This is a genomic window from Rhizobium sp. 05L429 (genome assembly GCF_056397645.1).
On sequence record NZ_JBFTNV010000018.1, the window covers coordinates 101,467 to 127,908 of the forward strand.

The 26,442-nt window shown below is 59.3% G+C and carries 24 protein-coding genes; 22 read left to right on the forward strand and 2 right to left on the reverse strand.

Translation table 11 applies throughout. The features are described 5' to 3' along the window. Positions 1 to 38 precede the first annotated feature (38 nt). The 11 genes from pyrH to lpxB all read left to right on the forward strand — a co-directional run bounded on the left by pyrH (position 39) and on the right by lpxB (position 11,123). Positions 39 to 761 (forward strand): UMP kinase, encoded by a 723-nt coding sequence (pyrH, locus tag AC1DNW_RS19790; protein WP_477854114.1) that lies wholly within the window; start codon positions 39 to 41, stop codon positions 759 to 761. Between the two features lie 50 nt (positions 762 to 811). Beyond that, the gene (frr, locus tag AC1DNW_RS19795) at positions 812 to 1,372 is read left to right on the forward strand and encodes a ribosome recycling factor (RefSeq protein WP_113310156.1); all 561 of its coding nucleotides are present in this window, start codon (positions 812 to 814) and stop codon (positions 1,370 to 1,372) included. Positions 1,373 to 1,409: 37 nt separating this feature from the next. Beyond that, entirely contained in the window at positions 1,410 to 2,153 is a 744-nt protein-coding gene (locus AC1DNW_RS19800; RefSeq protein WP_113295635.1) for an isoprenyl transferase, read from the forward strand. Then, positions 2,153 to 2,983, forward strand: coding sequence for a phosphatidate cytidylyltransferase (locus AC1DNW_RS19805; RefSeq protein ID WP_113310155.1), 831 nt, complete (start codon positions 2,153 to 2,155; stop codon positions 2,981 to 2,983). Before AC1DNW_RS19800 ends, AC1DNW_RS19805 begins: the two co-directional genes overlap by 1 nt. 29 nt (positions 2,984 to 3,012) lie before the next feature. After that, positions 3,013 to 4,146: an RIP metalloprotease RseP gene (rseP, locus tag AC1DNW_RS19810; RefSeq protein ID WP_113310154.1), complete on the forward strand. Its 1,134-nt coding sequence runs from the start codon at positions 3,013 to 3,015 to the stop codon at positions 4,144 to 4,146. Positions 4,147 to 4,345: 199 nt separating this feature from the next. Further along, positions 4,346 to 6,685, forward strand: a complete 2,340-nt coding sequence (bamA, locus tag AC1DNW_RS19815) for an outer membrane protein assembly factor BamA (protein WP_113295736.1) — start codon at positions 4,346 to 4,348, stop codon at positions 6,683 to 6,685. 50 nt (positions 6,686 to 6,735) lie between these two features. Then, a complete protein-coding gene (gene lpxD / locus AC1DNW_RS19820) occupies positions 6,736 to 7,797 on the forward strand; it encodes a UDP-3-O-(3-hydroxymyristoyl)glucosamine N-acyltransferase (RefSeq protein ID WP_477854115.1) in 1,062 nt (353 codons plus the stop codon). Continuing rightward, a complete protein-coding gene (fabZ, locus tag AC1DNW_RS19825; RefSeq protein WP_113310152.1) occupies positions 7,790 to 8,257 on the forward strand; it encodes a 3-hydroxyacyl-ACP dehydratase FabZ in 468 nt (155 codons plus the stop codon). The genes lpxD and fabZ overlap by 8 nt, the downstream gene beginning before the upstream one ends. Then, positions 8,254 to 9,072 carry an acyl-ACP--UDP-N-acetylglucosamine O-acyltransferase gene (lpxA, locus tag AC1DNW_RS19830; protein ID WP_113310151.1) on the forward strand — a complete coding sequence of 273 codons (819 nt, stop codon included), beginning with the start codon at positions 8,254 to 8,256 and terminating at the stop codon, positions 9,070 to 9,072. The genes fabZ and lpxA overlap by 4 nt, the downstream gene beginning before the upstream one ends. A gap of 3 nt (positions 9,073 to 9,075) precedes the next feature. Next, entirely contained in the window at positions 9,076 to 9,957 is an 882-nt protein-coding gene (locus AC1DNW_RS19835; RefSeq protein WP_113310150.1) for an LpxI family protein, read from the forward strand. Next, on the forward strand, positions 9,954 to 11,123 hold the full coding sequence (gene lpxB, locus AC1DNW_RS19840) for a lipid-A-disaccharide synthase (protein WP_113310149.1): 1,170 nt from the start codon (positions 9,954 to 9,956) through the stop codon (positions 11,121 to 11,123). Before AC1DNW_RS19835 ends, lpxB begins: the two co-directional genes overlap by 4 nt. Positions 11,124 to 11,154: 31 nt before the next feature. Here the strand turns inward: lpxB and gltA are convergent, their stop codons facing one another. After that, positions 11,155 to 12,444, reverse strand: coding sequence for a citrate synthase (gltA, locus tag AC1DNW_RS19845; RefSeq protein ID WP_007822430.1), 1,290 nt, complete (start codon positions 12,442 to 12,444; stop codon positions 11,155 to 11,157). 289 nt (positions 12,445 to 12,733) lie between these two features. On the opposite strand from gltA, the gene AC1DNW_RS19850 reads away from it, so the two are divergent. Beyond that, a complete protein-coding gene (locus AC1DNW_RS19850; protein WP_477854116.1) occupies positions 12,734 to 15,157 on the forward strand; it encodes a ComEC/Rec2 family competence protein in 2,424 nt (807 codons plus the stop codon). Here AC1DNW_RS19850 and lexA read toward each other — a convergent pair. Further along, entirely contained in the window at positions 15,138 to 15,863 is a 726-nt protein-coding gene (gene lexA, locus AC1DNW_RS19855) for a transcriptional repressor LexA (protein WP_113310198.1), read from the reverse strand. The two genes, AC1DNW_RS19850 and lexA, sit on opposite strands and share 20 nt — an antisense overlap. Positions 15,864 to 16,060: 197 nt before the next feature. On the opposite strand from lexA, the gene AC1DNW_RS19860 reads away from it, so the two are divergent. The 10 genes from AC1DNW_RS19860 to lpdA all read left to right on the forward strand — a co-directional run bounded on the left by AC1DNW_RS19860 (position 16,061) and on the right by lpdA (position 26,330). Next, positions 16,061 to 16,948 carry a VOC family protein gene (locus tag AC1DNW_RS19860; protein WP_113310147.1) on the forward strand — a complete coding sequence of 296 codons (888 nt, stop codon included), beginning with the start codon at positions 16,061 to 16,063 and terminating at the stop codon, positions 16,946 to 16,948. Next, on the forward strand, positions 16,945 to 17,790 hold the full coding sequence (gene kdsA / locus AC1DNW_RS19865) for a 3-deoxy-8-phosphooctulonate synthase (protein ID WP_113310146.1): 846 nt from the start codon (positions 16,945 to 16,947) through the stop codon (positions 17,788 to 17,790). The genes AC1DNW_RS19860 and kdsA overlap by 4 nt, the downstream gene beginning before the upstream one ends. Positions 17,791 to 17,932: 142 nt before the next feature. Beyond that, entirely contained in the window at positions 17,933 to 19,207 is a 1,275-nt protein-coding gene (gene eno, locus AC1DNW_RS19870) for a phosphopyruvate hydratase (RefSeq protein ID WP_113295624.1), read from the forward strand. 136 nt (positions 19,208 to 19,343) lie between these two features. Then, positions 19,344 to 19,664, forward strand: a complete 321-nt coding sequence (locus tag AC1DNW_RS19875) for an FtsB family cell division protein (RefSeq protein WP_113295623.1) — start codon at positions 19,344 to 19,346, stop codon at positions 19,662 to 19,664. A 146-nt stretch (positions 19,665 to 19,810) separates the two neighbouring features. Next, the gene (gene pdhA / locus AC1DNW_RS19880) at positions 19,811 to 20,857 is read left to right on the forward strand and encodes a pyruvate dehydrogenase (acetyl-transferring) E1 component subunit alpha (protein WP_113310145.1); all 1,047 of its coding nucleotides are present in this window, start codon (positions 19,811 to 19,813) and stop codon (positions 20,855 to 20,857) included. 15 nt (positions 20,858 to 20,872) lie between these two features. Then, a complete protein-coding gene (locus tag AC1DNW_RS19885) occupies positions 20,873 to 22,270 on the forward strand; it encodes a pyruvate dehydrogenase complex E1 component subunit beta (RefSeq protein WP_113310144.1) in 1,398 nt (465 codons plus the stop codon). A 15-nt stretch (positions 22,271 to 22,285) separates the two neighbouring features. Then, a complete protein-coding gene (locus AC1DNW_RS19890; protein WP_113310143.1) occupies positions 22,286 to 23,626 on the forward strand; it encodes a pyruvate dehydrogenase complex dihydrolipoamide acetyltransferase in 1,341 nt (446 codons plus the stop codon). Positions 23,627 to 23,645: 19 nt separating this feature from the next. Then, complete coding sequence (locus AC1DNW_RS19895) at positions 23,646 to 24,287, forward strand: SGNH/GDSL hydrolase family protein (protein WP_113295619.1); 642 nt, start codon at positions 23,646 to 23,648, stop codon at positions 24,285 to 24,287. 2 nt (positions 24,288 to 24,289) lie between these two features. Then, a complete protein-coding gene (locus AC1DNW_RS19900) occupies positions 24,290 to 24,868 on the forward strand; it encodes a GNAT family N-acetyltransferase (protein WP_113295618.1) in 579 nt (192 codons plus the stop codon). 16 nt (positions 24,869 to 24,884) lie between these two features. Next, a complete protein-coding gene (gene lpdA / locus AC1DNW_RS19905) occupies positions 24,885 to 26,330 on the forward strand; it encodes a dihydrolipoyl dehydrogenase (RefSeq protein ID WP_477854117.1) in 1,446 nt (481 codons plus the stop codon). Positions 26,331 to 26,442: the final 112 nt, after the last annotated feature.

Consider the following 26,442-nt stretch of genomic DNA (forward strand, 5'->3'; position numbering starts at 1 on the left):
GTGTATCGGGCAACTGCGGCAATATACGAGGAGCCAACATGACGTCGGAACCAATCTACAAACGCGTTCTACTCAAGGCTTCCGGGGAAGCCATGATGGGTTCTCAGGGCTTCGGGATCGACGTTGCGGTGGCGGACCGCATCGCGTCCGACATCGCCGATGCACGGCAGATGGGTGTCGAAGTTGGCGTCGTCATCGGCGGCGGTAACATCTTCCGCGGCGTGGCGGTTGCGTCCAAGGGCGGCGACCGCGTCACCGGCGACCACATGGGCATGCTCGGTACCGTCATCAATGCGCTCGCTCTGGCGACATCGCTGCGCAAGCTGAAMATCGACACGGTGGTTCTGTCGGCCATTTCCATGCCGGAAATCTGCGAGAGCTTTTCGCAGCGCGCAACCCTCTACCATCTGTCGCTGGGCAGGGTGGTGATTTTTGCCGGCGGCACCGGCAATCCCTTCTTCACCACAGATTCTGCTGCTGCGCTGCGCGCCGCTGAAATKGGCGCTCAGGCAATCTTCAAGGGCACGCAGGTGGACGGCATCTACACCGCCGATCCGAAGAAGGATCCGACCGCAACGCGTTTCGATCATCTGACCCACAAAGAGGTGCTGGATCGGGGCCTCGCCGTTATGGACGTCGCCGCTGTTGCGCTCGCACGCGAGAATTCCATTCCGATCGTTGTTTTCTCGATACACGAGAAGGGACGTTTCGCTGAAATCTTGACGGGTGGTGGTCTCAAGACCATCGTATCCGACAACTGATGGGAGCTGCGCCGTTGCCGGCGCAAATCTTCTGAGACGGGAGCATAGACATGAGTGAAGGCATCGATATCAAGGAACTGAAGCGCCGCATGGACGGTGCCATTTCCGCGTTCAAGAGCGACATTGCATCGCTGCGCACGGGCCGTGCTTCGGCCAACATTCTCGATCCGGTGATGGTTGAAGCCTATGGTTCGCGCATGCCGTTGAACCAGGTCGCCAACATCACCGTGCCCGAGCCGCGTATGCTGTCGGTCTCCGTCTGGGATAAGACCATGGTCGGCGCCGTGGATCGTTCGATTCGCGAATCCAATCTCGGCCTCAACCCGATCGTCGATGGCCAGAACCTGCGTATTCCGCTGCCGGAACTCAATGAGGAGCGCCGCAAGTCGCTCGTCAAGGTGGCGCACGAATATTCGGAAAAGAGCAAGGTTGCGATTCGCCATGTTCGCCGCGACGGTATGGACGGCCTTAAGAAAGCCGAAAAGGATGGCGTAATCGGCCAGGATGAAAGCCGGGCACAGTCGGAACGCGTTCAGAAAATGACGGACGAGACGATTTTGGAAATCGACCGCTTGCTTGGCGAGAAAGAAAAGGAAATCATGCAAGTTTAGTATACTTGCGTCCTCGCCAAGAAAGACCGGACGGAAAATGTCGGAAACTTCATTTTTGACTGCGCCAGAACACGTTGCCATCATCATGGATGGCAACGGCCGTTGGGCAAAGCAGCGCGGCCTGCCGCGGACGATGGGACACCGCAGGGCGGTCGAGACCGTTCGCCAGACTGTGCGCGCTGCCGGCGATCTGGGCATCAAATACCTGACGCTCTTTGCCTTCTCGTCGGAGAACTGGCGCCGCCCGGAGGCCGAGGTCACCGATCTCCTCGGCCTGCTGAAGGCCTTCATCCGCAGCGATCTCGCCGAGCTCCATCGGCAGAATGTGCGCATCAGGGTGATCGGCGACCGCGTCAACCTGCGTAGCGATATTCTCAAGCTTCTGCTTGAAGCCGAAGAGACGACCAGGGCCAATACGGCGCTGACACTCGTCATCGCCTTCAACTATGGCTCTCGCGACGAGATCGCCCGCGCTGCGATGAGCCTCGCCAAGGACGTGGAGGAGGGGCGCTTAAGGTCGCAGGATATCACGCCGGCGCTGATCAACGCCCGGCTGGACACAGCCGGCATCCCCGACCCCGATCTCATCATCCGCACCAGCGGCGAGGAGCGGTTGTCCAACTTCCTTTTGTGGCAGGCCGCATATTCGGAGTTCGTTTTCCTGCCGGAATACTGGCCGGATTTCAGCCGCGAGCTCTTCCTGTCGGCGCTTGAGAAATTTGCTTCGCGTGATCGCCGCTTCGGCGGTCTCTCCGCGCAGGCTGCGGCTGTGAACACCTGATGAAGCAGGAACTGAAGCTCCGCATCGTTTCAGGTCTGATTCTCGCAATCATCGTTCTTGCCGCCACCTGGTATGGCGGCTTCATCTTCCGTATCCTGGCGGCGGCAATCGCGCTTCTGATCTATTACGAATGGTCGACGATTACGGGTATCGTGCGCGACCCTGTCACCAACGTGCTCGGCTGGGTCGGCGAGGTGCTGGTTGCCGTGCTCGTTCTCGCCGGGGCCTTCGAATATGCGCTCGGAATGCTGATCGCCCTGACCGCGGTCGGCATTGCCATGATCTTCCTGCATCGTGCCAGCCGGTGGTTCGCGCCGGGGCTTTTATATGCTGGCGGCACTGGGCTGGCGCTTGCGGCGATCCGCGGCGATGAAACGTTTGGCCTCTACGCGATGCTCTTCATCTTCGCCGTCGTCTGGGCGACCGATATTCTCGCCTATTTCATTGGGCGTGCGGTCGGCGGTCCAAAGCTTGCTCCCCGCATATCGCCCGGCAAGACCTGGTCGGGGGCGGTCGGCGGGGCCATTTCGGCCGTCATTGCCGGAGCCGTCATTGTCCACTTTCTGATTCCGGAAGCCCTGGATCGCGCCGCGGTGATTGCGCTCGTCCTGTCCGTTTTCAGCCAGTCAGGCGATCTTTTCGAAAGTTTCATCAAGCGAAAATTCGGTGTGAAGGACTCCAGCCGTCTCATTCCGGGGCATGGTGGCGTCATGGACCGTGTCGATGGACTGATTTTCGCCTGTTTTTCAGCGTTCTTGCTTGCTGGCCTTTTTTCGCTGATAAAGGGCGGCGGAACGACGTCGCTCGGTGCGGCATTGTTCGGCCTTTGATCATTACGGCCAGATAGAAGAAAGAAATCATGGAAGCGGTGACCGGCATATTCGGTTTTTTGACGGGCTACATCGTCCCCTTCGTCATCGTGCTGTCGCTGCTCGTATTCGTGCATGAGATGGGCCACTATCTGGTGGGGCGCTGGAGCGGTATCCGTATTCTCGCCTTTTCCGTCGGCTTCGGCCCGGAGATTGCCGGTTTCACCGATCGTCACGGAACACGCTGGAAGATCTCGGCGATCCCGCTCGGCGGCTATGTGCGCTTTTTCGGCGATGAGGATGCATCCAGCAAGCCCGATACCGACAGGCTTGCCGCGATGACGGACGAAGAGCGGCAGCGTTCCTTTGCGGGCGCAAAGCTGTGGAAGCGTGCAGCAACCGTCGCAGCCGGCCCGATCGCCAATTTTATCCTGGCCATTGCCATCTTCACCGTTCTTTTCGCGATCTATGGCCGCACGGTGTCCGATCCCGTCGTTGCCGAAGTGAAGCCGGATAGCGCTGCCGCCGCAGCCGGGATACTGCCCGGCGACCTGCTCGTCTCCATCGATGGCACCAAGGTTCAGACCTTCGACGACGTGCGCCGCTATGTCAGCATCCGTCCGAACCAGAATATTGTCGTGAGCGTCGAGCGTAACGGCGAAAAGATGGACCTGCCGATGGTGCCGCAACGCACCGACATTACAGACCAGTTTGGCAACAAGATCGAGATCGGCCTGATCGGCATCGTCACGAACGAAGAGGTCGGCCACTTCCGCCTGCAGACCTATACGCCCCTGCAAGCGCTGCATGAAGGCGTGACCCAGACCTGGCATATTGTCACCGGCACCTTCAAATATATCGGCAATCTGCTCAATGGATCGATGAAAGCCGACCAATTGGGTGGTCCGATCCGCGTGGCGCAAGCTTCGGGCCAGATGGCTACGCTTGGAATAGGTGCGTTGCTGCAGCTCGCTGCGGTTTTGTCAGTTTCGATTGGATTGCTGAATTTGATGCCGGTTCCGGTACTTGATGGCGGCCACCTGATGTTCTATGCGGTGGAAGCGATTAGGGGAAGGCCGCTGGGTTCTTCGGCTCAGGAAATTGCGTTTCGCATTGGTCTGGCCATGGTACTTACATTAATGGTTTTTGCCACCTGGAATGACATTAGCGCGCTCATTGGCTAGCGCGTAAAAGTGAGGAAAAATTACTGTTTATTTACGATGTTTCAAAGCTGTAGTGGCGAATGGGTCACGCTTGGAAATGAAGTAAACAGAAATTAACGAGCTCCCTTGCTTGTATGTCAAAAGCGGGTAAAACGACACACGTGGCCGGAATCGGRGGCTCCCGGGGCCGGAGACGAGGGAAACAAAGGTAATGGGTGAAATGAAGGCTGGTTCAAGGTTTTTGAACGCAGTATCGGCGATTGCGCTGTCTGCTGGTGTTGTTGCTTCTGGCGCAGGTGCTTTGACTTTCGTTTCGGCTACGGCTGCGGAAGCTGCTGTCATTCAGCGGATAGACGTCCGCGGTGCAAGCCGCGTCGGTGCTGAGGCCGTCCGGTCGAACATCACCATTGCTCCCGGCAAGAGCTTCTCCAACACCGATATCGACGACTCCGTAAAGCAGCTTTACGGCACCGGTTATTTTTCCGACGTCAAGATCTCGGTTTCGGGCAGCACCCTCGTCGTCGACGTCCAGGAAGCAAAACTCGTCAACCAGGTGGTCTTCAACGGCAACCGCAAGGTCAAGGATGACAAGCTGGCAGCCGTCGTCCAGACGCATGCCGCCGGACCTTACAGCGACGCGCAGATCCAGGCCGATATCCAGGCGATCAAGCAAGCCTATGCCGCTACTGGCCGCAGCGAAGTCGAAGTGACGACGCAGGTCGTTCCGCTCGGCGAAGGCCGCGTCAATCTCGCTTTCGTTATCAATGAAGGCGACCGTACCAAGATCGATGCCATCAATTTCGTTGGCAACCAAGCCTATAGCGCCGGCCGTCTCGCCGCGGTCATTCAGACAAAGCGTTCGAACTTCCTCTCGTTCCTGACTCGCAAGGACGTCTACAACGAAGACAAGCTGCACGCTGACGAAGACGCGCTGCGCCAGTTCTATTACAATCGCGGTTATGCCGACATGCGCATCGTTTCTTCCGATGCGGCTTTCGACGAATCGACGAACAAGTACACGCTGACCTTCAACATCGAGGAAGGTCCGCGCTACGACTTCGGTGCAGTTACCGTCCAGTCGACCGTTGAAGGCGTCGATGCCCAGCAGCTGCAGGGGCTGGTCAGAACCCACGAAGGTCAGGTCTACAACGCGAAGGAAGTTCAGAAGTCCATCGAAGCGATTTCGGATCAGGTTGCTTCGGCCGGTTATCCCTTTGCGCGCGTTACCCCGCGTGGTAACCGCGACCTGAACAACAACACGATCGGCGTCGAATACCTCGTCGACCAGGGCGAGCGCGCCTATGTCGAGCGTATCGAAATCCGCGGCAACAGCCGCACGCGCGATTACGTTATCCGCCGCGAATTCGATCTCAGCGAAGGCGACGCCTTCAATCAGCAGATGATCACTCGCGCAAAGCGCCGTCTTGAAGCGCTCGGCTACTTCTCCGCAGTCAATATCTCGACCCAGCCGGGCAGTTCTGCTGACCGCGTCGTCATCGTTGTCGACGTGCAGGATCAGTCAACAGGTTCGTTCGGTATCGGCGCCGGTTATGCGGCCGGCGGCGACGGCCTGCTGCTTGAAGCCTCGATCGAAGAAAAGAACTTCCTCGGCCGCGGTCAGTACATCCGCGTTTCGGCCGGTGGCGGTCAGGAAGGCTCGCGCGCTTACGGCATCAACTTCACCGAGCCCTACTTCCTCGGCTATCGCCTTGCCGCCGGTTTCGATGTCAATCACAGCGAGACGTCGAGCAACGACAACTACGATTACGAAGAAACCAGCGGCGTTCTGCGCGTTACTGCGCCGATCACGGAAGATCTGGCGACCACTTTCCGCTACAATTACAAGCAGATGAAGTACGATTCCAGCGGAAGCAATCTAAGTGATTTGTCGGCTACCTATCAAAATCTCGTCGATGAAAGCCCGTGGACTCGCTCTTCCATTTCGCAGACGCTGACTTACAACACGCTGGACGACACCGTCCTGCCGCGTGAAGGTATCTACGCGACCGCAACGCAGGAAATTGCCGGGCTCGGTGGCGACTCGCAGTATTACAAGATCTACGGTAAGGCTCGTTACTACCATCTGCTTGCTGACGATGCCGATATCATCGGTTCGCTCTCGGCATCGGCAGGTTACGTTGTCGGCTTCGGCGATCACTTGAACGTCTTCGACCAGTTCACATTGACCAATTCCGATATTCGMGGCTTTGAAAACAAGGGTATCGGCCCGCGCATCACCAACCCGGACGATCCGCTCGGTGGTACGACCTATTTCACCGCTTCTGCTGAAGCGACATTCCCGATGCCGGGCTTCCCGCGCGACTTCAACCTGCGCGGCGCAGTCTTCGCAGATGCCGGCACGCTGTTCGGCAATGATGTCGAGCTTCTCGGTTCGGATACCGAAGAAGGTGACGGTTCCTCTCTGCGTGCGTCGGTCGGTCTCGGTCTGATCTGGCAGTCGCCCTTCGGCGCCCTCCGCGTCGACTATGCGATCCCGGTCGTGAAGGAAGACTTCGACAAGACTCAGCGCTTCAAGTTTGGCATTAACAACCAATTCTGATATCGGCAGTCCGGAACTGTAAATTTCAATTCCGTTCTGGAGTTTTGCCGATGGAGCAAAATACTTTTTTTCTGCCCCATGAAGGCGTGAGACTCGTTGAGTTGGCGCAATTTCTTGGGGCAGAGCTTGGCAATTCCGCTCATGGCGATGTCATCATCCGCTCGGTTTCACCTATTGCCAGGGCGCAGGCCGGGGATATCTGTTATATCCTCTCTCGCCGGAACAGGGACGAGTTCCTGACCTGCGAGGCTTCGGCCGTAATTTGCGACAAGGCGCTCTCTGAGCTGGTGCCGCCGCATATCCCTGTGGTGATCTCCTCCAATCCGCATGCTGCCTTCGCGATGGCCGGCGGGTTTCTCTATCCCGCGGCTCTCAAGCCGGTGACGTTTTCGTCCGGCGAGACCGAGATAGCGCCGAGCGCCGTTATCGATCCGACGGCGCGGCTTGAGAAGGGCGTAATCGTCGAGCCGCTGGCGATCATCGGTCCCGGCGCGGAGATCGGCGAGGGCACGCGTATCGGCGCTMACTCGGTCATCGGTCCCAACGTCAAGATCGGCCGCAATGGTTCGATCGCGACGGGCGCGAGCATTCTCTGTGCGCTCATCGGTAACGGCGTCATCATCCATAATGGTGTCCGTATCGGCCAGGATGGATTCGGTTATGCACCAGGCCCGCGCGGCATGATCAAGATCGTGCAGATCGGTCGAGTCATCATCCAGGACAATGTCGAGATCGGTGCCAATACGACCATCGATCGCGGCGCCATGGACGATACCGTCATCGGCGAAGGAACCAAGATCGACAATCAAGTGCAGATCGGCCACAACGTCCGTATCGGTCGCCATTGCGCCATCGTTTCGCAGGTCGGCATGGCCGGCAGCACCATCATCGGCGATGGTGTGCAGATCGGTGGACAGGTTGGCCTCAAGGGACATATCACCATTGGCGATGGCGCGCAGATCGCTGCAAAAAGTGGTGTCATGACCGATCTTGCTGCTGGCGGCCGCTATGGCGGAATACCGGCACGTCCGCTAAATGACTACCTGAAATATGCTACACAGCTCTTGGCAAAATCGGGAGCGCGCGGAAAAAAGGGAGGCAAGAATGACTGAAGCTACAGCCGCCACGCTTTCTTCGGCCGACATCATGGAAATCATGAAGCTGCTGCCGCATCGCTATCCATTTTTGATGGTCGACAAGATAGTCAATATCGATGGTGACAACGCCGCCGTGGGCATCAAGAATGTGACGGTCAACGAGCCGCATTTTTCCGGCCACTTCCCTGACGCGCCGATCATGCCGGGCGTTCTGCTGGTCGAAGGCATGGCACAGACGGCGGGTGCGATCTGCGCCAAGAAAGAAGGCCAGACCGGCAACCTCGTCTATTTCATGACGATCGACAACGCCCGTTTCCGCAAGCCGGTCGTGCCGGGCGATCGCGTTGAATTTCACGTGCTTAAAATAAAGCAACGCGGCAATATCTGGAAATTCCATTGCGACGCAAAGGTCGACGGCGCGCTTGTCGCCGAGGCCGATATCGGCGCGATGATCGTACGCAAGGACAACGCATGAGCATGATCGCCGAAAGCGCCAGGATCCATCCGACGGCCGTGGTCGAAGACGGCGCCGCGGTCGGTGAAGGCGTGGTGGTCGGCCCGTTTTGCCATGTTGGCCCCAAGGTCACGCTTCACGACAATGTGGAACTGATCAGCCACGTGGTTGTTCTCGGTCTGACGACCGTCGGCGCCGGTACGCGTATATTTCCTTCGGCCGTTATCGGTGGCGACTCGCAGAGCGCCCGTCACAGCGCCGTCGACACGTCGCTGATCATCGGGCGCAACTGCACCATTCGCGAGGGCGTTACGATGAACACCGGCACCGTCGAACATGGCGGCTCGACTGTCATCGGCGACAACAGTCTCTTCCTGGCCTATTCGCATGTCGCCCATGATTGCCGGGTCGGCGACCATGTCATCATGTCGAACAATGTCATGCTGGCCGGCCATGTTTCCGTCGGCGATCACGCAATCATCAGCGGCGGCGCGGCAGTGCATCAGTTTACCCGAGTCGGCAAATTTGCCTTCGTCGGGGGGCTCTCGGCCGTGAGTTACGATGTCATTCCCTACGGCATGCTGAACGGTAATCCCGGCATTCTGAGCGGCCTGAACGTCGTCGGCATGACGCGCGCCGGCGTTGATCGCGCCGTCATTCACACGGTTCGCCGTGCCTATAAGGCGATCTTCGAGGGTGCCGGCTCGATCCGCGAGAATGCGGCCCAGATTCGCGACGAATATGCCGATTGCGAGCAGGTAGTCGAGATCCTCGATTTTATCGCCGCCGAGAGCGATCGCGCGCTGTCTTCGCCGAGCCGGGGACAGAAGGGCTGATCTGTGGTTTCCGCTGGCGACACCGCTGAAGGCCGGCTGGCGATTATTGCCGGTGGCGGCCTTCTGCCGTCCTATGTCGCCGAGGCTGCGCGTTCGGCTGGTGAAAATCCTGTTATCGTGATCCTGAAGGATGAGGGCGATCGTCGCTGGGACGGCTTCGACCACGCCACCATCGGTATCGGTGATTTCGCTGCCCTCGACAGGCTTTTCAAGAAATATCACATCGATCGTGTCGTCATGTCGGGCAGCGTGCGCCGCCGGCCGGAGTGGCGTGAAGTGCGGCCGACGCTGCGCATTCTGACTAAGGTACCCGCCGCCATCCGTACGTTGCTTTCGGGCGGCGACGATACCGTTCTGCAGATGGTGATCAAGCTGATCGAAGGGCGAGGTCTGCGTGTCGTGGGTGCCCATGAGATTGCCCCGGATCTTCTGGCAACCGCAGGTCCTGTTGGTGCTGTTTCGCCCAATGAAGAGGATCGTCGTGATATAGCGCGCGCAGGCAAGGCGGCGGAGGTGCTTGGCAGTCTGGATATCGGGCAGGGTGCGGTCTCGATCGGCGGACGCGTTGTCGCTGTTGAGGGCGTTGAGGGCACGGACAGCATGCTCGACCGCGTGGCGGCCCTGAGATCAGCAGGCCGTATTTCGCCACGCCGGCGCGGCGTGCTGGTCAAGCTTTGCAAGCCACAGCAGGATATCCGCGCTGATCTGCCGGCGATTGGCGTGTCCACCGTGCTCAATGCCAAAGCCGCCGGGCTTGCAGGAGTGGCCATCGAAGCCGGCCGCTCGCTGGTGCTTGATCGCGACGCGCTCATCAAGGCGGCAGACGAGAACGGTCTTTTTGTCTGCGGTATCGACAAAGGCTTGCCTGGATGGGGGCTTGCATGAGCGACAGGCCGTTGAAAATTGCCGTCGTAGCCGGCGAAGTATCTGGCGATCTGCTTGGCGCCGATCTCATCGCGGGTCTCAAGAAAATCTATTCYGGCCCTATCGAACTCGTCGGTGTCGGCGGCGAGGGCTTGCAGGCCGAAGGATTGACGTCGCTCTTCGATTTCTCCGAACTCTCGGTCATGGGCATCACGCAGGTCCTGGCGACGCTGCCGACGCTGTTTTCCCGTATTCGGCAATCAACAGCGGCGATCATTGCGGCAAAGCCCGATATCCTGCTCATCATTGATAGCCCGGATTTCACACACCGCGTCGCCAAGCGCGTGCGTACCGCGCTGCCTGATCTGCCTGTCGTCAACTATGTCTGTCCGAGTGTCTGGGCATGGAAGGAATATCGCGCGCAACGCATGCTCGCCTATGTCGATCATGTGCTAGCGGTGCTTCCTTTCGAGCCGGCGGTGATGCGGCGTCTCAACGGACCTGCGACCACCTATGTAGGCCACCGTCTCGTTGCCGATACAACACTTCTGGAGACCCGACGCCTGCGTGCTGGCCGGCAGCCCGGTAACGGTGCGATCCTGCTCCTCCCTGGTTCGCGTTCGTCAGAAATCAGGAAGCTTTTGCCTTATTTCGAAGCCGCCGCGAACGAGTTCGTTGCCCGCAATGGTGCGAAGCGCTTCATTCTGCCGACTGTGGCGCACAGGGAAACCCTCGTGCGAGAAATGACAGCAGGCTGGGCGGTAAAGCCTGACATCGTCGTCGGCGCTGAAGCGAAATGGAAAGCCTTCACCGAAGCCGATGCGGCCATGGCGGCGTCCGGCACCGTGATCCTGGAGCTGGCGCTTGCCGATGTCCCCGTCGTTTCCGCCTACAAGGTCGACTGGATCATGCGCATGCTGACATCAGGCATCAAGACCTGGAGCGGCGCCCTGCCCAATCTGATCGCCGACTACGCGGTCGTGCCCGAATATCTGAACGACATCGTTCGCGGCGCAAGCCTCGCGCGCTGGATGGAGAGGCTGTCAGCCGACACCTACCAGCTCAAGGCGGTGAAGGAAGGCTACGATCTCATCTGGCAGCGTATGCAGACGGAAAGGCCGCCTGGCGAGCATGCGGCGCAAATATTGCTTGATGTTCTAGCCAACAAAAAACCCGGCCATTCCTGACCGGGTTTTCTTTTGTCTATGAAGTCAGCGCTTAGCGCTTGGAAACCGGCACGTAGTCGCGCTTCGGTTCGCCGATATAGAGCTGGCGCGGACGGCCGATACGCTGTTCCGGATCTTCGATCATTTCGTTCCACTGCGCGATCCAGCCGACGGTGCGGGCCAGAGCGAAGAGCACGGTGAACATGGTCGTGGGGAAGCCCAGGGCCTTTAGCGTGATGCCGGAGTAGAAGTCGATGTTCGGATAGAGCTTCTTCTCGATGAAGTACGAGTCGGTCAGCGCAATGCGCTCCAGTTCCATGGCGACTTCGAGAAGCGGATCGTCCTTGATACCGAGTTCGCCGAGAACTTCATGCGTGGTTTTTTGCATGATCTTGGCGCGCGGGTCATAGTTCTTGTAGACGCGGTGACCAAAGCCCATCAGGCGGAACGGATCGTTCTTGTCCTTGGCGCGGGCGATATATTCCGGAATGCGGTCGACAGTGCCGATTTCCGTCAGCATGTTGAGGGCTGCTTCGTTAGCGCCGCCGTGAGCGGGGCCCCAGAGGCAGGCGATGCCGGCGGCGATGCAGGCGAACGGGTTTGCGCCCGAGGAGCCGGCGAGACGAACCGTCGAGGTCGAAGCATTCTGCTCGTGATCGGCATGCAGGATGAAGATACGGTCCATGGCGCGTGCGAGCACCGGATTGACGACATATTCTTCGCAAGGAACGGCAAAGCACATGCGCAGGAAGTTGGACGCGTAGTCCAGGTCGTTCTTCGGGTAAACGAAGGGCTGGCCGATATGGTACTTGTAGGCCATGGCGGCAAGCGTCGGCATTTTGGCGATCATGCGCAGGCTGGCGACCATGCGCTGGTGAGGATCGGTAATGTCGGTGGAGTCGTGATAAAATGCCGAAAGCGCACCGACGCAGCCACACATGACGGCCATCGGATGTGCGTCGCGGCGGAAGCCGGTGAAGAAGCGGCTCATCTGCTCATGCACCATGGTGTGGTGCGTGACGCGATAGTCGAAATCCTTCTTCTGAGCGGCGGTCGGCAGTTCGCCGTAGAGCAGCAGGTAGCAGGCTTCCAGAAAGTCGCCGTGCTCGGCAAGCTGCTCGATCGGGTAGCCGCGATGCAGCAGAACGCCCTCGTCGCCGTCGATATAGGTGATCTTCGATTCACASGATGCGGTCGACGTAAACCCGGGGTCGTACGTGAAGGAAGCCGTGTTTTTGTAGAGTGCACCGATATCGATCACGTCTGGTCCGACCGTGCCTTTTCGCACGGCGAGGTCGACTGATTTGTCACCGATTTTGATTGTAGCGCTTTGATCCGTCATGCTGATCCTCCGGGGTGGCGGTGGCGCCGCAAAAGCGCCATAAGGGTTAAGCGTCCTAAGCGATAGCTATATGATCGCGAAGCTAATGCCAAGTTACCGTGACGCCATTTTGTGCATCGCGGCATCATCTTTTAGGCAGTGCAGCGATGAGCCTCACGCATATCAGAACACCATGATTTGACTGGATTTTTGCTGCCGCAAATTTTCCTCGTATTTCAATCGATTATTGTTTGCGCGTTTTGATCTGAGGTTGCATTCTGCCGATCTCCGGGGGCGGGTCCAAGCGAATATGACGGGGTTCGATACAGCAGAACGGCATGTGCAATCCATTGATGCAAAGATGGATTTTGCCGATGCCGCACCGCGCGCCATTGTGACGCAACTGGCAAGGACGCAGGCTACGGTTCCGTTTCAGTGGCGGCTGATCGCCGTTGCGAAACGACACATCCGATCGTCTGTCCGCATGGCGGTCGAAGAGGCTGGCTACGGTCGCCTCATTCTTTTTTCGCCGGTCTTCCTTGGTGCGGGTGCCGCGACCTGGTTTCTGGCAGCTTCGGATTTTCCGGCTGTCTCGCTTGGTCTCTGCCTTTTTGTCGTCCTCGGTGCCGTCGTACTTTGCGGGTATGGCCGGCCGAAATTGCGGGCGACGCTCTCTGCTCTGCTTCTCTTTGCCGGCGGAATGCTTTCGGCACAGGTCGAAACATGGCGGGCGCAGACCCTGATCCTCGATTCAGCCGTAACGACAACGGTAACAGGCAGGATCGAGCGCCGCGAAGGCGACGGGCGGGGGCGCTGGCGTTACATTCTTGACGTCACCGGAACAGACGCGCCGCAGATCAAGCGTCCGCCTAAACGCATTACAGTGCTCGTGAGAGGCGCCGCGCAGCCTTTCGAGCTTGGCGACGTCATCGAGGGCAGGGCGCGTCTCACGCCTCCGGCAGGCCCCGCACTTCCCCACCTGAATGATTTTGCTTTCAGTGCCTATTTTGACGGCATCGGCGCCAACGGCTTTTTCTATGGCGCGCCGAAAAAGCTTGCCTTGCAGCCACAGCAAGCGGGCTCGGTCGGTGAGGCGACACTCGAATGGCTCTATCGCCTCAGGAGTGGCATCGGCGATCGCATACGCTCCACCCTGCCGGGCGATACCGGCGCCTTTGCCGCTTCGCTTGTCACCGACGAGAGACGGGCGATCTCGGATGACACGACGGACGCGCTGCGGCAGTCCGGCCTTGCCCATATCGTCGCGATCTCCGGTCTCAATATGGCGCTTTCCGCCGGCATCTTTTTTGTCGGCCTGCGCGTCGTCCTTAGCCTTTTTCCCGGCATTGCCCAGGCGTGGCCGACCAAGAAAATCGCGGCGGCCGGTGCGCTCGCGGCGGTGACGGCCTACTATCTGATCTCCGGCTTTGCCGTCTCCGCCGAACGTGCCTTCATCATGATGGCCATCATGCTGGTTGCCGTCTTCTTTGACCGGCCATCGATCAGCCTCAGAAACGTGGCGCTATCCGCTCTTGTGATCCTTGCGATCTCGCCATCGGAGGTGCTGGGGCCGAGCTTCCAGATGTCCTTTGCCGCAACACTTGCCCTGGTCGCCGGCTACGATCTCTGGAAAGGCCGGCCGATGTGGGAGAATGTCTTTGCCAACCTGCCGGTCATGAAGCCCCTCTTCGTGGTCGGCGGTTTCTTTGGTGGCATTTTCCTGACGTCGCTGATTGGCGGCTTCTCTACCGCGCTGTTTTCGATCGAGCATTTCCACCGGCTGACAGCCTATGGCCTGCCGGCAAATCTCGCGGCCATGCCGGTGATTTCCTTCATCGTCATGCCGGCTGGGATGCTGGCGATGCTGCTGATGCCCTTTGGCCTGGACGGCTGGGCATGGCATGTGGCAGGCTTCGGGCTGGATCTGGTGATTACAATCGCAAAGACGGTATCGAGCTGGGGTGGCAATATCGATGTGGGCCGTTTGCCGGGTTGGTACTTCCCGACGGCTGTTTTCGGTTTTCTGCTGCTGACCCTCCTCAGAACTCGACTGCGGCATATCGGAACGGCAATCGTCGCTCTCTCCACGCTTGCTGTCGCGGCGCTGCCATCAGAGGCAATGCCCGACATCGCCATTGCCGAAGACGGTAGCCTCGTTGCTGTTGTCGATGGAGAGGCGATAGCTTCGAACCGCGAAAAGCCACCCGCCTTCATCTTCGAACAATGGCAGCGGGCGCTTGCCATCGAAGAGCACAGGAAGCCAGTCATGCTGGAAGCTGCCAACAGGCCCACTGCGCCCGAAGGCAAAAGACTGCAGCTCTCGCGGGATCAACAGAATGAAGCCAGAGAATCGATAAGACGTGTCGCGATCGGTTCGCCGTCACGGTTCTCGTGCCTGAAAGGTGCCTGGTGCGCCATCATGCTCGGCAATGGAAAGAAACTGACGGTTATCGACAATGCAGCCTATCTGGGCCCTGCCTGCGATACGGCCGATATCGTCGTCACCCCTGTCCGTCTGCGTCTTGACGGCTGCCGATCCGGAGCTCTGCTCTTTACCGGCGAAACATTGCGCAAGACAGGCTCGATCGAGCTTCGTTTCACAGATGGCGGAGTTGCGGTTGCCGCTACATTCGACGCATTACCACGGCCCTGGATGCGCCACCGTGCCTATGACTGGCGTAGCGACACATTCGCTGATGTTKACCGGTCACCGGTCAGTGATAGCGACGAATGAGGCCGACGAGCTTGCCCTGGACCTTGACGCGATCCGGCGGGAAAATGCGGGTCTCGTAAGCGGGGTTTGCGGCTTCGAGCGCAATCGATGCGCCCTTGCGGCGGAAGCGCTTGAGCGTCGCTTCCTCTTCATCGACGAGTGCGACGACGATGTCACCCGGATTGGCCGTGCTACCGTTGCGGATGATGACGGTATCGCCATCGAAGATGCCGGCTTCGATCATCGAGTCGCCACGAACTTCGAGCGCATAATGTTCGCCGGAGCCAAGCATATCGGCGGGAACGGTGATGTCATGGGTGTTGTTCTGGATTGCCGAAATCGGCACGCCGGCAGCGATGCGCCCCATGACCGGCACGGAAACCGAATTGCCGTTGTCGGCCGCAGGTGCTGACTTTGCCGCGGCGGGAGGCGCAACAGGTTGCGGCTTGCCGAGGCTGCCTTCGATGACGCTTGGTGAAAAGCCGCGCCTTGGCTGTAGGCTCGAGCTGTAGGCTTCCGGCAGCTTGATGACTTCGAGCGCACGCGCCCGGTTCGGAAGCCGGCGAATGAAGCCGCGTTCTTCGAGCGCCGTGATCAGCCGATGAATGCCGGATTTCGAGGCCAGATCCAGGGCGTCCTTCATCTCGTCGAAAGATGGCGGAACGCCGGATTCCTTCATCCTTTCATGAATGAAAAGAAGAAGTTCCTGTTGTTTGCGCGTGAGCATCGGCGTGTGACCCCAGTATTGAAACAAATCCAGAACGGACACTATATGTTCCATATGTGTTCCGCAAGTGGCTAAATTTTCGTAAAATTTCTCCCCATTGTGTTGAGAATTTTATTTTTGTCGGCGCCCGGCCCGTCCGGCCTTGCTTCGTAAGGCTTGTTGAAGCACATCTCCTTGTGATTGCTGGAGAGTAGCTGATGACCCAAGACACGCTTGCGATCGATCATCTCGTTTTGCCGGTTACCGATATCGCCCTTGCACGCGAGAGGTTAGGCAAGCTGGGCTTCACCGTCGCTCCGGACGCGCGCCATCCCTTCGGTACGGAAAATGCCTGCGTTTTCTTCGCCGACAGGAGCTATCTCGAGCCGCTCGGCGTCGCCAGTGTCGAGGAGAGCGACAGGACGGCGCGTGATGGCAATGTCTTCACAGCCCGCGATCAGGCCTTTCGTTTTCGCTGCGGCAGCGAGGGCCTGTCTGCTATCGCCTTCAGTGCCGCGGATGCAAAGCATGAACATGCTCGATTCGTTAAAGGCGGCATTAGCGCTGGTTCTGTGTTGCAGTTCGAACGTCCCGTGAAAATGCCGGATGGCACGGAGAGCATTGCCGGCTTCCGGCTCGCCTTCGCCGGTGACCTCCGKGCACCGGATTTCTTTCTCTTCGCCGTCGAGCGCGTCAATCCGCTCCCTGCTGACCGCAGCGCGCTCGAAGCTCACGTCAACGGCGTAACCGGAATTGCCGAGATAGTTCTAGCCGCGCCCGAGCCTTCGGCCTTCGGCGAATTCGTCCGTGGCGTGGCAAGAGCCGACGCCGCAGATGAGACCGGTTTTGGGGTGAGAGTTGCTCTGGCAAACACAAAAATCAGTCTGATGAACCCGGCGGGTCTGGAGGCCTATTTCGATCTGGCGACGCCGGACACCGATCGCGGCCTGCGTGGGCGGGCGATCCTTTTCCATGCGGGCGATCTTGCCGTGACAGAAGCGCATTTGGCTGCTAACGGGGTGACCTATACACGCAAGGGCAACCGTATTCTGGTGAAGCCCGCGCCCGGCCAGGGCGTGCTCTTCGCCTTCGAGGAAACATCATGAGCTCCAATACCAATTCCCAGGTGACGGTCGGCGAGGGCGCCGGTAAGGTCACCTTCTCCAATACCGGCCGCTTGTCGCTGATCGCCGGCGCCTGCGAAATGGAAAGCCGCGACCATGCGTTCATGGTGGCCGGCACATTGAAGGAACTGTGCGCCAAGCTCGGCATAGGGCTTGTCTACAAGACGTCTTTCGACAAGGCCAATCGCTCTTCGTTGTCGAGCAAACGCGGTGTCGGCCTTGAGAAGGGGCTGGAAGTATTCGCTGATCTCAAGAAGGAACTCGGCATTCCGGTTCTCACCGACATTCACAGCGAAGAACAATGCGCCGAAGTAGCGAAGGTCGTTGATATCCTGCAGATACCGGCCTTCCTGTCTCGCCAGACTGATCTTCTGGTGGCTGCTGCCAAGACGGGCCGCGTCATCAACGTCAAGAAGGGCCAGTTCCTGGCGCCTTGGGACATGAAGAATGTGCTCGGCAAGCTGAATCAGAGTGGCAATCCGAACATTCTGCTGTGCGAGCGCGGCGCTTCCTTCGGCTACAACACGCTGGTCTCCGACATGCGCTCCCTGCCGATCATGGCAGCCACCGGTGCGCCAGTTATCTTCGACGCCACTCATTCGGTCCAGCAGCCGGGTGGGCAGGGGGAAACGTCCGGCGGAGAACGGCAATTCGTGGAGACGCTCGCGCGCGCTGCCGTGGCGGTCGGTGTTGCCGGGGTCTTTATCGAGACCCATCAGGACCCGGATAACGCGCCCTGCGACGGCCCGAACATGGTCTATCTCAAGGATATGCCGCGGCTTCTGGAAAAGCTGCTGGCTTTCGACGCGATCGCTAAAGGCTGACAGTCAAAAGCCTGACATGATCGTAATATAGCGACGAGTGGAACTGCATGCCGAAGGGTGCCGCAAACTGCCATTGTAATTTGCGCACCTTCGATTAAGACGGTTTCAAACGATTTATCCACCCACCGAGCAGGAAAAAACCATGACTGCAATTACCGATATCATAGCCCGCGAGATTCTCGATAGCCGTGGTAACCCCACCGTCGAAGTCGATGTCTATCTCGAAGACGGCAGCATGGGCCGTGCGGCTGTTCCCTCGGGCGCTTCGACTGGCGCGCATGAAGCTGTCGAACTACGCGACGGCGGCAAGCGCTATCTCGGCAAGGGTGTCGAAAAGGCCGTCGAAGCCGCCAATACCGAGATCTTCGACGCGATCGGCGGCATCGATGCTGAAAACCAGATTCAGATCGACAAGATCATGATCGAGCTCGACGGTACGCCGAACAAGTCACGCCTCGGCGCCAACGCCATCCTCGGCGTTTCGCTTGCTGTCGCCAAGGCCGCCGCGGAGGCTTCCGGCCTGCCGCTCTACCGTTATGTCGGTGGTGCTTCGGCAAGCCTTCTGCCGGTTCCGATGATGAACATCATCAACGGCGGCGCTCATGCCGACAACCCGATCGACTTCCAGGAATTCATGATCCTGCCGGTTGGCGCAGATTCGATCCGTGAAGCCGTCCGCATGGGCTCGGAAGTCTTCCATACGCTGCGCAAGGAACTCGCTGCCCAGGGGCACAACACCAATGTCGGCGACGAAGGTGGTTTTGCACCGGGCCTGAAGAGCGCTCCGGAAGCCCTCGACTTCATCATGAAGTCGGTTGAGAAAGCCGGCTACAAGCCGGGTGAGGACATCTATCTCGGCCTCGATTGCGCCTCGACGGAGTTCTTCAAGGACGGCAAGTATGTAATGGAAGGCGAAGGCCGCACGCTCGAACCGGGCGCAATGGCCGAATACCTCGCCGAACTCGTCGGCAAGTACCCGATCATTTCCGTCGAAGACGGCATGGCAGAAGACGATTGGGAAGGCTGGAAGACGCTGACCGATCTTGTCGGCAAGAAGTGCCAGCTTGTCGGCGATGACCTGTTCGTCACCAACTCGGCTCGTCTGCGTGACGGTATCCGCATGGGCGTTGCCAACTCGATCCTCGTCAAGGTCAACCAGATCGGCTCCCTGACGGAAACGCTCGACGCCGTCAACACCGCGCACAAGGCAGCCTACACCGCCGTCATGTCGCATCGCTCGGGCGAGACGGAAGACTCCACGATCGCCGATCTCGCAGTTGCCACCAACTGCGGCCAGATCAAGACCGGCTCTCTGTCGCGCTCGGATCGTCTTGCCAAGTACAATCAGCTTATCCGCATTGAAGAAGGCCTTGGCCCTCAGGCTGAGTATGCCGGCCGTTCCATCATTCGCGGCTAATACGATCTTATGAATCAGGCATTTGGAACCCGCGCCTTGGCGCGGGTTTTTTGTTGCGTCAAGTCTGAGTCAATGAACGGTTAATCTCTGCGCGGTAAATTGAAGGGATTGGTAATGCGTTACAGAGCATGCGTGTATGTGGACAAAGCATCATAAGAAGAGAAAGACCGGTCGCTTCGTCATTCCGGCCATGGCGGTCGCGTTCCTCTCCTATTTCGGCTATCATTGCATCCATGGTGATTATGGTCTGCGTGCGACGGAGGCGTTCGAGCGCCAACGTATCGCGCGCGAGAAGGAATTGGTTGTGCTGAAGACCAGGCGCGAGCATCTCGAAGCGCAGGTTGCACTTCTTAGCGACGGCTCGCTGGACAAGGATATGCTCGACGAAAAGGCGCGGTATCAGCTCAATATGTCGCGCGCAGACGAGATTGTAATTTACAATCACTACCGCAATTAACCGAATTTAGGTTAATCCAGAATTCTCGTTCTTTATCAATAATTTACCTGCGAATATGAGCCATGCAATTATGGCATTGCTGTGGTCATTTTTCTTCCCTATGGTACGCGCCACCTGAGAACCGATAAACCCATAGGGAGGGTTGAATGGCGTTGCGCAAAACCGCGACCGTTTCCAGCCGCAAAAACAGTGCGAAATCCGCAGGCAAGATATCGAACGGCGGTCCTATCGCCGATTTCGATCGGGACGAGGAGCTCAAGGCATATCGCGAGATGCTGCTTATCCGTCGTTTCGAGGAAAAAGCGGGCCAGCTTTACGGCATGGGCTTCATTGGTGGTTTCTGTCACCTTTACATCGGCCAGGAAGCTGTCGTCGTCGGCATGCAGATGGCCCAGAAGGAAGGTGATCAGGTTATCACCGCCTATCGCGACCACGGCCATATGCTGGCTACCGGCATGGAAGCGCGCGGCGTCATGGCTGAACTGACCGGGCGTCGCAACGGCTATTCCCACGGGAAGGGCGGTTCCATGCATATGTTCTCCAAGGAGAAGCATTTCTACGGCGGCCATGGCATCGTCGGTGCCCAGGTTTCGCTTGGAACAGGCCTTGCCTTTGCAAACCGCTACCGTGGCAATGACAGCGTATCCATCGCCTATTTCGGTGATGGCGCGGCCAACCAGGGCCAGGTTTACGAGAGCTTCAACATGGCTGCTCTCTGGAAGCTGCCGATCATCTATATCGTCGAGAACAACCGTTACGCCATGGGCACCTCGACGGCGCGCGCTACCGCGCAGTCGAACTATTCGCTGCGCGGTTCCGGCTTCGGCATCCCCGGCATCCAGGTCGACGGCATGGATGTTCGTGCCGTCAAGGCTGCTGCCGATGAGGCGCTCGAACATTGCCGCTCCGGCAAGGGCCCGATCATCCTGGAAATGCTGACATATCGCTATCGCGGCCACTCCATGTCGGACCCGGCGAAGTACCGCACCAAGGAAGAAGTGCAGAAGATGCGCTCCGAGCAGGACCCCATCGAGCAGGTCCGTCTGCGTGTCATGGAAAAGGGCTGGGCGACTGAAGACGATCTGAAAGCGATCGACAAGGAAGTCCGCGATATCGTCGCCGATAGCGCCGATTTCGCCCAGGCTGATCCGGAGCCGGATGCGTCCGAGCTCTACACCGACATTCTGCTCTAATCGGGGAGGGAACCCATGCCTATAGATATTCTCATGCCCGCCCTCTCTCCGACGATGGAAGAAGGCACGCTGTCCAAGTGGCTCAAGAACGAAGGTGACAAGGTCACTTCCGGTGACGTAATTGCCGAAATCGAAACCGACAAGGCGACGATGGAAGTCGAAGCCGTCGACGAAGGCGTCATCGGCAAGCTGCTGGTTCCGGCCGGCACCGAAAACGTCAAGGTAAACGCCAAGATCGCCATCCTTCTGCAGGACGGCGAATCGGCCGACGCGATTTCCGCTGCTCCCGCCGCCGTTCAGCAGGCTCCGGCCGCTGCTCCGCAGGTTGCACAGGAAGAGAAGCCGACGAACAGTGCTTCTGCTGCCGCTCCCGTCCCAGCCGAGCCCAAGGCTTTCGTGCCGAACGACCCGGAAATCCCGGCTGGCACCGAAATGGTGTCGATGACGGTGCGCGAAGCGCTCCGCGACGCCATGGCCGAAGAAATGCGCGCCGATGAAAACGTCTTCGTCATGGGCGAAGAAGTTGCCGAATACCAGGGCGCCTACAAGGTCACTCAGGGTCTTCTGCAGGAATTCGGCGCACGCCGCGTCATCGACACACCGATTACCGAACACGGCTTTGCCGGTGTCGGCGTCGGTGCCGCCATGTCAGGCCTGAAGCCTATCGTCGAGTTCATGACCTTCAACTTCGCCATGCAGGCGATCGACCAGATAATCAACTCCGCTGCCAAGACGCTTTATATGTCCGGCGGACAGATGGGCGCTCCGATCGTCTTCCGTGGCCCGAACGGCGCCGCCGCCCGCGTCGGCGCCCAGCACAGCCAGGATTATGCGGCCTGGTACAGCGCGATCCCGGGCCTCAAGGTCGTCATGCCTTACACTGCATCCGACGCCAAGGGTCTGCTGAAGGCCGCTATCCGCGATCCGAACCCGGTCGTCTTCCTCGAAAACGAAATTCTCTACGGCCAGCACTTCGAAGTGCCGAAGCTCGATAATTTCGTTCTGCCGATCGGCAAGGCTCGCATCCACCGTCCGGGCAAGGATGTAACCGTCGTCTCCTTCGGTATCGGCATGACCTATGCCACGAAGGCTGTCGCGGAACTTGAAAAGATCGGCATCGACGTCGAACTGATCGACCTGCGTACGCTTCGTCCGATGGATCTTCCGACGGTCATCGAATCCGTCAAGAAGACCGGCCGCCTGGTCACCGTCGAAGAAGGCTATCCGCAGAACTCCGTCGGCACGGAAATCGCCACCCGCGTCATGCAGCAGGCCTTCGATTACCTCGATGCGCCGATCCTGACGATCGCCGGCAAGGACGTTCCGATGCCTTACGCTGCCAACCTTGAGAAGCTCGCGCTTCCGAATGTCGGCGAAGTGGTCGATGCGGTGAAAGCCGTTTGCTACAAATAAGGGGAGGGCCTTTCGATGCCGATCAATATCACGATGCCTGCCCTCTCTCCGACTATGGAAGAAGGCAATCTTGCCAAGTGGCTGGTCAAGGAAGGCGATAAGGTCAAGTCCGGCGATGTGATCGCCGAGATCGAAACCGACAAGGCGACGATGGAAGTCGAAGCTGTCGACGAAGGCACGGTTGCCAAGATCGTCGTTGCGGCCGGTACCGAAGGCGTGAAGGTCAATGCCCTGATCGCCGTTCTGGCCGGCGAGGGCGAGGATGTCGCCGCTGCCGCAAGCGGCGCTGGCTCCGCCGCCCCGGCTCCGAAGGCTGAAGCTACCCCGGCACAAGCCGAGGCGCCGAAGGCTGCTCCCGCGCCCGCACAGGCGGCTCCCGCCTCGGCACCGGCTGCGGTCTCCTCTGGCGGCGCGCGTGCCTTCTCTTCGCCGCTTGCTCGTCGTCTGGCCAAGGAAGCCGGTATCGATATTTCCGCCGTTGCCGGCACTGGTCCGCATGGCCGCGTCGTCAAGAGCGATATCGAAGCTGCCGCTGCCGGCGGTGCTGCCAAGGCCGCTCCGGCCGCTGCTGCCCCGCAGGCTGCTGCACCGGCTCCCGCCGCTGCCGCTCCGAAAGGCGCTTCGGACGAGGCCGTGCTCAAGCTCTTCGAGCAGGGTTCCTACGAGCTTGTGCCGCATGACGGCATGCGCAAGACGATCGCCCGTCGCCTCGTCGAATCCAAGCAGACCGTTCCGCATTTCTACGTTTCGGTCGATTGCGAACTCGATGCGCTGATGGCGCTGCGCGCCCAGTTGAACGACGCCGCACCCCGCAAGGACAGCGCTCCGGCTTACAAGCTGTCAGTCAACGACATGGTCATCAAGGCCCTGGCTCTGGCGCTTCGCGATGTTCCGGATGCCAACGTCTCCTGGACTGAGAGTGCCATGGTCAAGCACAAACATGCCGATGTCGGCGTGGCTGTCTCGATCCCCGGCGGCCTGATCACGCCGATCGTCCGCAAGGCCGAGGAGAAGACGCTGTCGACCATCTCCAACGAGATGCGTGATCTCGGCAAGCGTGCGAAGGATCGCAAGCTGAAGCCCGAGGAATATCAGGGCGGCACGACCTCGGTCTCGAACATGGGCATGATGGGCGTGAAGAATTTCGCAGCCGTCATCAACCCACCGCATGCGACGATCCTCGCAGTCGGCGCGGGCGAGCAGCGTGTCATCGTCAAAAATGGTGAGATGGCGATTGCGACGGTCATGACCGTGACGCTCTCGACCGACCATCGCTGCGTCGATGGCGCTCTCGGCGCCGCGCTGCTGCAGGCCTTCAAGGGCTACATCGAAAATCCGATGGGCATGCTGGTCTGAGCAGACGCGGGAGGCGGACATGACGAAGACTGTTCTTTGCTATGGTGACTCGCTTACCTGGGGCTATGACGCCGACACGATCGGCCGTCATGCCTATGAGAACCGCTGGCCGAGCGTGCTTCAGGCAACGCTCGGAAGCGGAGCTCGCGTCATTGCGGAAGGCCTGAACGGCCGCACTACCGCCTTCGACGACCATCTTGCCGATTGCGATCGCAACGGCGCACGCATTCTGCCGACCGTCCTGCAGACACATGCGCCGCTCGATCTTGTCATCCTGCTGCTCGGCACCAACGACATGAAGCCGGTGGTTGCCGGCTCGGCCTTTGCAGCATGCCAGGGCATCGGTCGTCTGGTGCGGCTGATCCGCAGTCATGCCTGGCCCTTTGAATTCGACGGGCCAGAGATCCTGATCGTGGCGCCGCCGGCGATCTGCGCGACGGGCAATGTGCCCTTCGCCGCCTCGTTCCCTGGAGGCATCGAGGAATCGGCGAAGCTTCCGACGCTTTTCCGGGACCTTGCCGATGAACTCGGCTGCGGCTTCTTCGACGGCAATTCCGTCGCCAGGACCACGCCGATCGACGGCATTCACCTCGATGCGGAGAATACCCGCGCGCTCGGTCGAGGTCTGGAGCCTATCGTGCGGATGATGCTGGGTCTCTGACGATGGCCGCCTTTCTCGCCCTCCGGGAAGCCTCCCGTCGGGATGCTTCGGAGCTGGCGATCCTGGCGGATATCGCCTCGCATGGCTTCGCCTCGTGGCTCTGGTTTGCCGATGTCGCCAGCGGCATGAGCGATACGCCGCTGGAGCGGGGCCGGTTGAAGATGAGCGACGAGGCGCTCGGCGGCTGGAAGAACGCCGTCATCGGCGAGGCCTATGACGAGATCGCCGGAATGGCGATCGGCTATGAAGTGGATGAAGGCATACGCGATCTCGAAGCACGACATCCGGCCATAGAGCCGATGCTGGCGATGCAGAGATCGGTGATCGGACACTGGTTCATTGGCAGTCTCGCGGTCTATCGCCATATGCGCGGTATCGGCATCGGCAAGAGGCTGCTGGAAGATCAGCTCGCAAGGGCAGCTGGGCTACCGGCCAGCCTGATCACAGCTGATAATAACGAAGCGGCTCTGTCGCTTTACGGAAGAAATGGGTTTTCCGAAGCGGCGCGCATGAATGCCGTGCCGCTCTTCGACAACAGCAAGAAGCACGCATGGGTTCTCATGACCCGCGCGGGAGCGTAACAAAGGCAGGAAAGCAATGGCTCAATCCTACGACGTCATCGTCATCGGTTCCGGTCCCGGCGGTTATATCGCCGCCATCCGCGCCGCGCAGCTCGGCCTCAAGGTCGCTTGCGTCGAGCGCGAGCATCTCGCCGGCATCTGCTCCAATTGGGGCTGCATTCCGACCAAGGCGCTGCTGCGCTCGGCTGACGTCCTGCATACCGCCCAGCACGGCAAGGATTACGGCCTGGTGCTGGAAGGCACGATCAAGCCAGATATCAAGGCGATCGTCACTCGCTCGCGCGGCATCGCACACCGCATGAACAACGGCGTCGGCTTCCTGTTCAAGAAGAACAAGGTCGATGTCATCTGGGGTGAGGCAAAGATCACCAAGCCCGGCGAAATTCTCGTTTCCAAGACGACGAAGAAGCCGATGGAGCCGATGGGTCCGGTGCCGAAGAACGCGCTGGGCGAGGGCACCTACACCGCCAAACACATCATTGTCGCGACCGGTGCCCGTCCACGTGCGCTGCCGGGCATCGAGCCGGATGGCAAGCTCATCTGGACCTATTTCGAAGCAATGAAGGCTGACGAACTTCCGAAGTCTCTGCTTGTCATGGGCTCGGGCRCAATCGGCATCGAATTCGCAAGCTTCTACCGCACCATGGGCGTCGACGTCACCGTCGTCGAAATCATGAGCCAGGTCATGCCGGTCGAAGATGCGGAAATCTCTGCGCTCGCCAAGAAGCAGTTCGAGCGTCAGGGTATGAAGATCCACCTCGAGGCCAAGGTCGCCAAGGTGGAGAAGGGTGCCAACTCGATCACCGCCACCATCGAAAAGAAGGACGGCACGACCGAGACGATCACCGCGGACCGCATGATTTCGGCCGTCGGCGTGCAGGCCAATGTCGAAGGCATCGGCCTTGAGGCTGTCGGCGTCAAGATCGACCGCGGCTTCATCGTCATCGATGGCTACGGCAAGACCAACGTGCCCGGCATCTACGCAATCGGTGACGTCGCTGGTGCGCCGCTTCTGGCCCACAAGGCGGAGCATGAAGGCGTCGTCTGCGTCGAGAAGATTGCCGGCCTTCCGAACGTTCATCCGATGGACAGGCTGAAAATCCCTGGCTGCACCTATTGCAACCCGCAGGTCGCCTCCGTCGGTCTCACCGAAGCCAGGGCCAAGGAGCAGGGCCGCGATATCCGCGTCGGTCGCTTCCCCTTCAGCGCCAACGGCAAGGCCGTCGCACTCGGCGAAGACCAGGGCCTCGTCAAGACGATTTTCGACAAGAAGACCGGTGAACTGCTCGGTGCCCATATGGTTGGCGCCGAAGTCACCGAACTCATCCAGGGCTTCGTCGTCGCCATGAACCTGGAGACGACGGAAGAAGAACTGATGCATACGATCTTCCCGCATCCGACCATTTCGGAGACGATGAAGGAAAGCGTGCTCGATGCTTACGGCCGCGTTTTGAACGCTTGATAATTTCCTCGTGCGCCCTCTATCCCGGCGTGGCGTAACGCTATCGCCCGAGATGGAAAATCCATTCCCTCCCGGGGTGGAAAAAACGAAAGGAAATCATCATGTCTATGAG

Coding starts and splice junctions, on each gene's coding strand:
- frr (WP_113310156.1), top strand. CDS start 812: ATGAGTGAAGGCATCGATATCAAGGAACTGAAGCGCCGCATGGACGGT.
- AC1DNW_RS19800 (WP_113295635.1), top strand. CDS start 1,410: ATGTCGGAAACTTCATTTTTGACTGCGCCAGAACACGTTGCCATCATC.
- AC1DNW_RS19805 (WP_113310155.1), top strand. CDS start 2,153: ATGAAGCAGGAACTGAAGCTCCGCATCGTTTCAGGTCTGATTCTCGCA.
- rseP (WP_113310154.1), top strand. CDS start 3,013: ATGGAAGCGGTGACCGGCATATTCGGTTTTTTGACGGGCTACATCGTC.
- fabZ (WP_113310152.1), top strand. CDS start 7,790: ATGACTGAAGCTACAGCCGCCACGCTTTCTTCGGCCGACATCATGGAA.
- lpxA (WP_113310151.1), top strand. CDS start 8,254: ATGAGCATGATCGCCGAAAGCGCCAGGATCCATCCGACGGCCGTGGTC.
- lexA (WP_113310198.1), bottom strand. CDS start 15,863: ATGCTCACGCGCAAACAACAGGAACTTCTTCTTTTCATTCATGAAAGG.
- kdsA (WP_113310146.1), top strand. CDS start 16,945: ATGAGCTCCAATACCAATTCCCAGGTGACGGTCGGCGAGGGCGCCGGT.
- eno (WP_113295624.1), top strand. CDS start 17,933: ATGACTGCAATTACCGATATCATAGCCCGCGAGATTCTCGATAGCCGT.
- AC1DNW_RS19875 (WP_113295623.1), top strand. CDS start 19,344: ATGTGGACAAAGCATCATAAGAAGAGAAAGACCGGTCGCTTCGTCATT.
- pdhA (WP_113310145.1), top strand. CDS start 19,811: ATGGCGTTGCGCAAAACCGCGACCGTTTCCAGCCGCAAAAACAGTGCG.
- AC1DNW_RS19885 (WP_113310144.1), top strand. CDS start 20,873: ATGCCTATAGATATTCTCATGCCCGCCCTCTCTCCGACGATGGAAGAA.
- AC1DNW_RS19890 (WP_113310143.1), top strand. CDS start 22,286: ATGCCGATCAATATCACGATGCCTGCCCTCTCTCCGACTATGGAAGAA.
- AC1DNW_RS19895 (WP_113295619.1), top strand. CDS start 23,646: ATGACGAAGACTGTTCTTTGCTATGGTGACTCGCTTACCTGGGGCTAT.
- AC1DNW_RS19900 (WP_113295618.1), top strand. CDS start 24,290: ATGGCCGCCTTTCTCGCCCTCCGGGAAGCCTCCCGTCGGGATGCTTCG.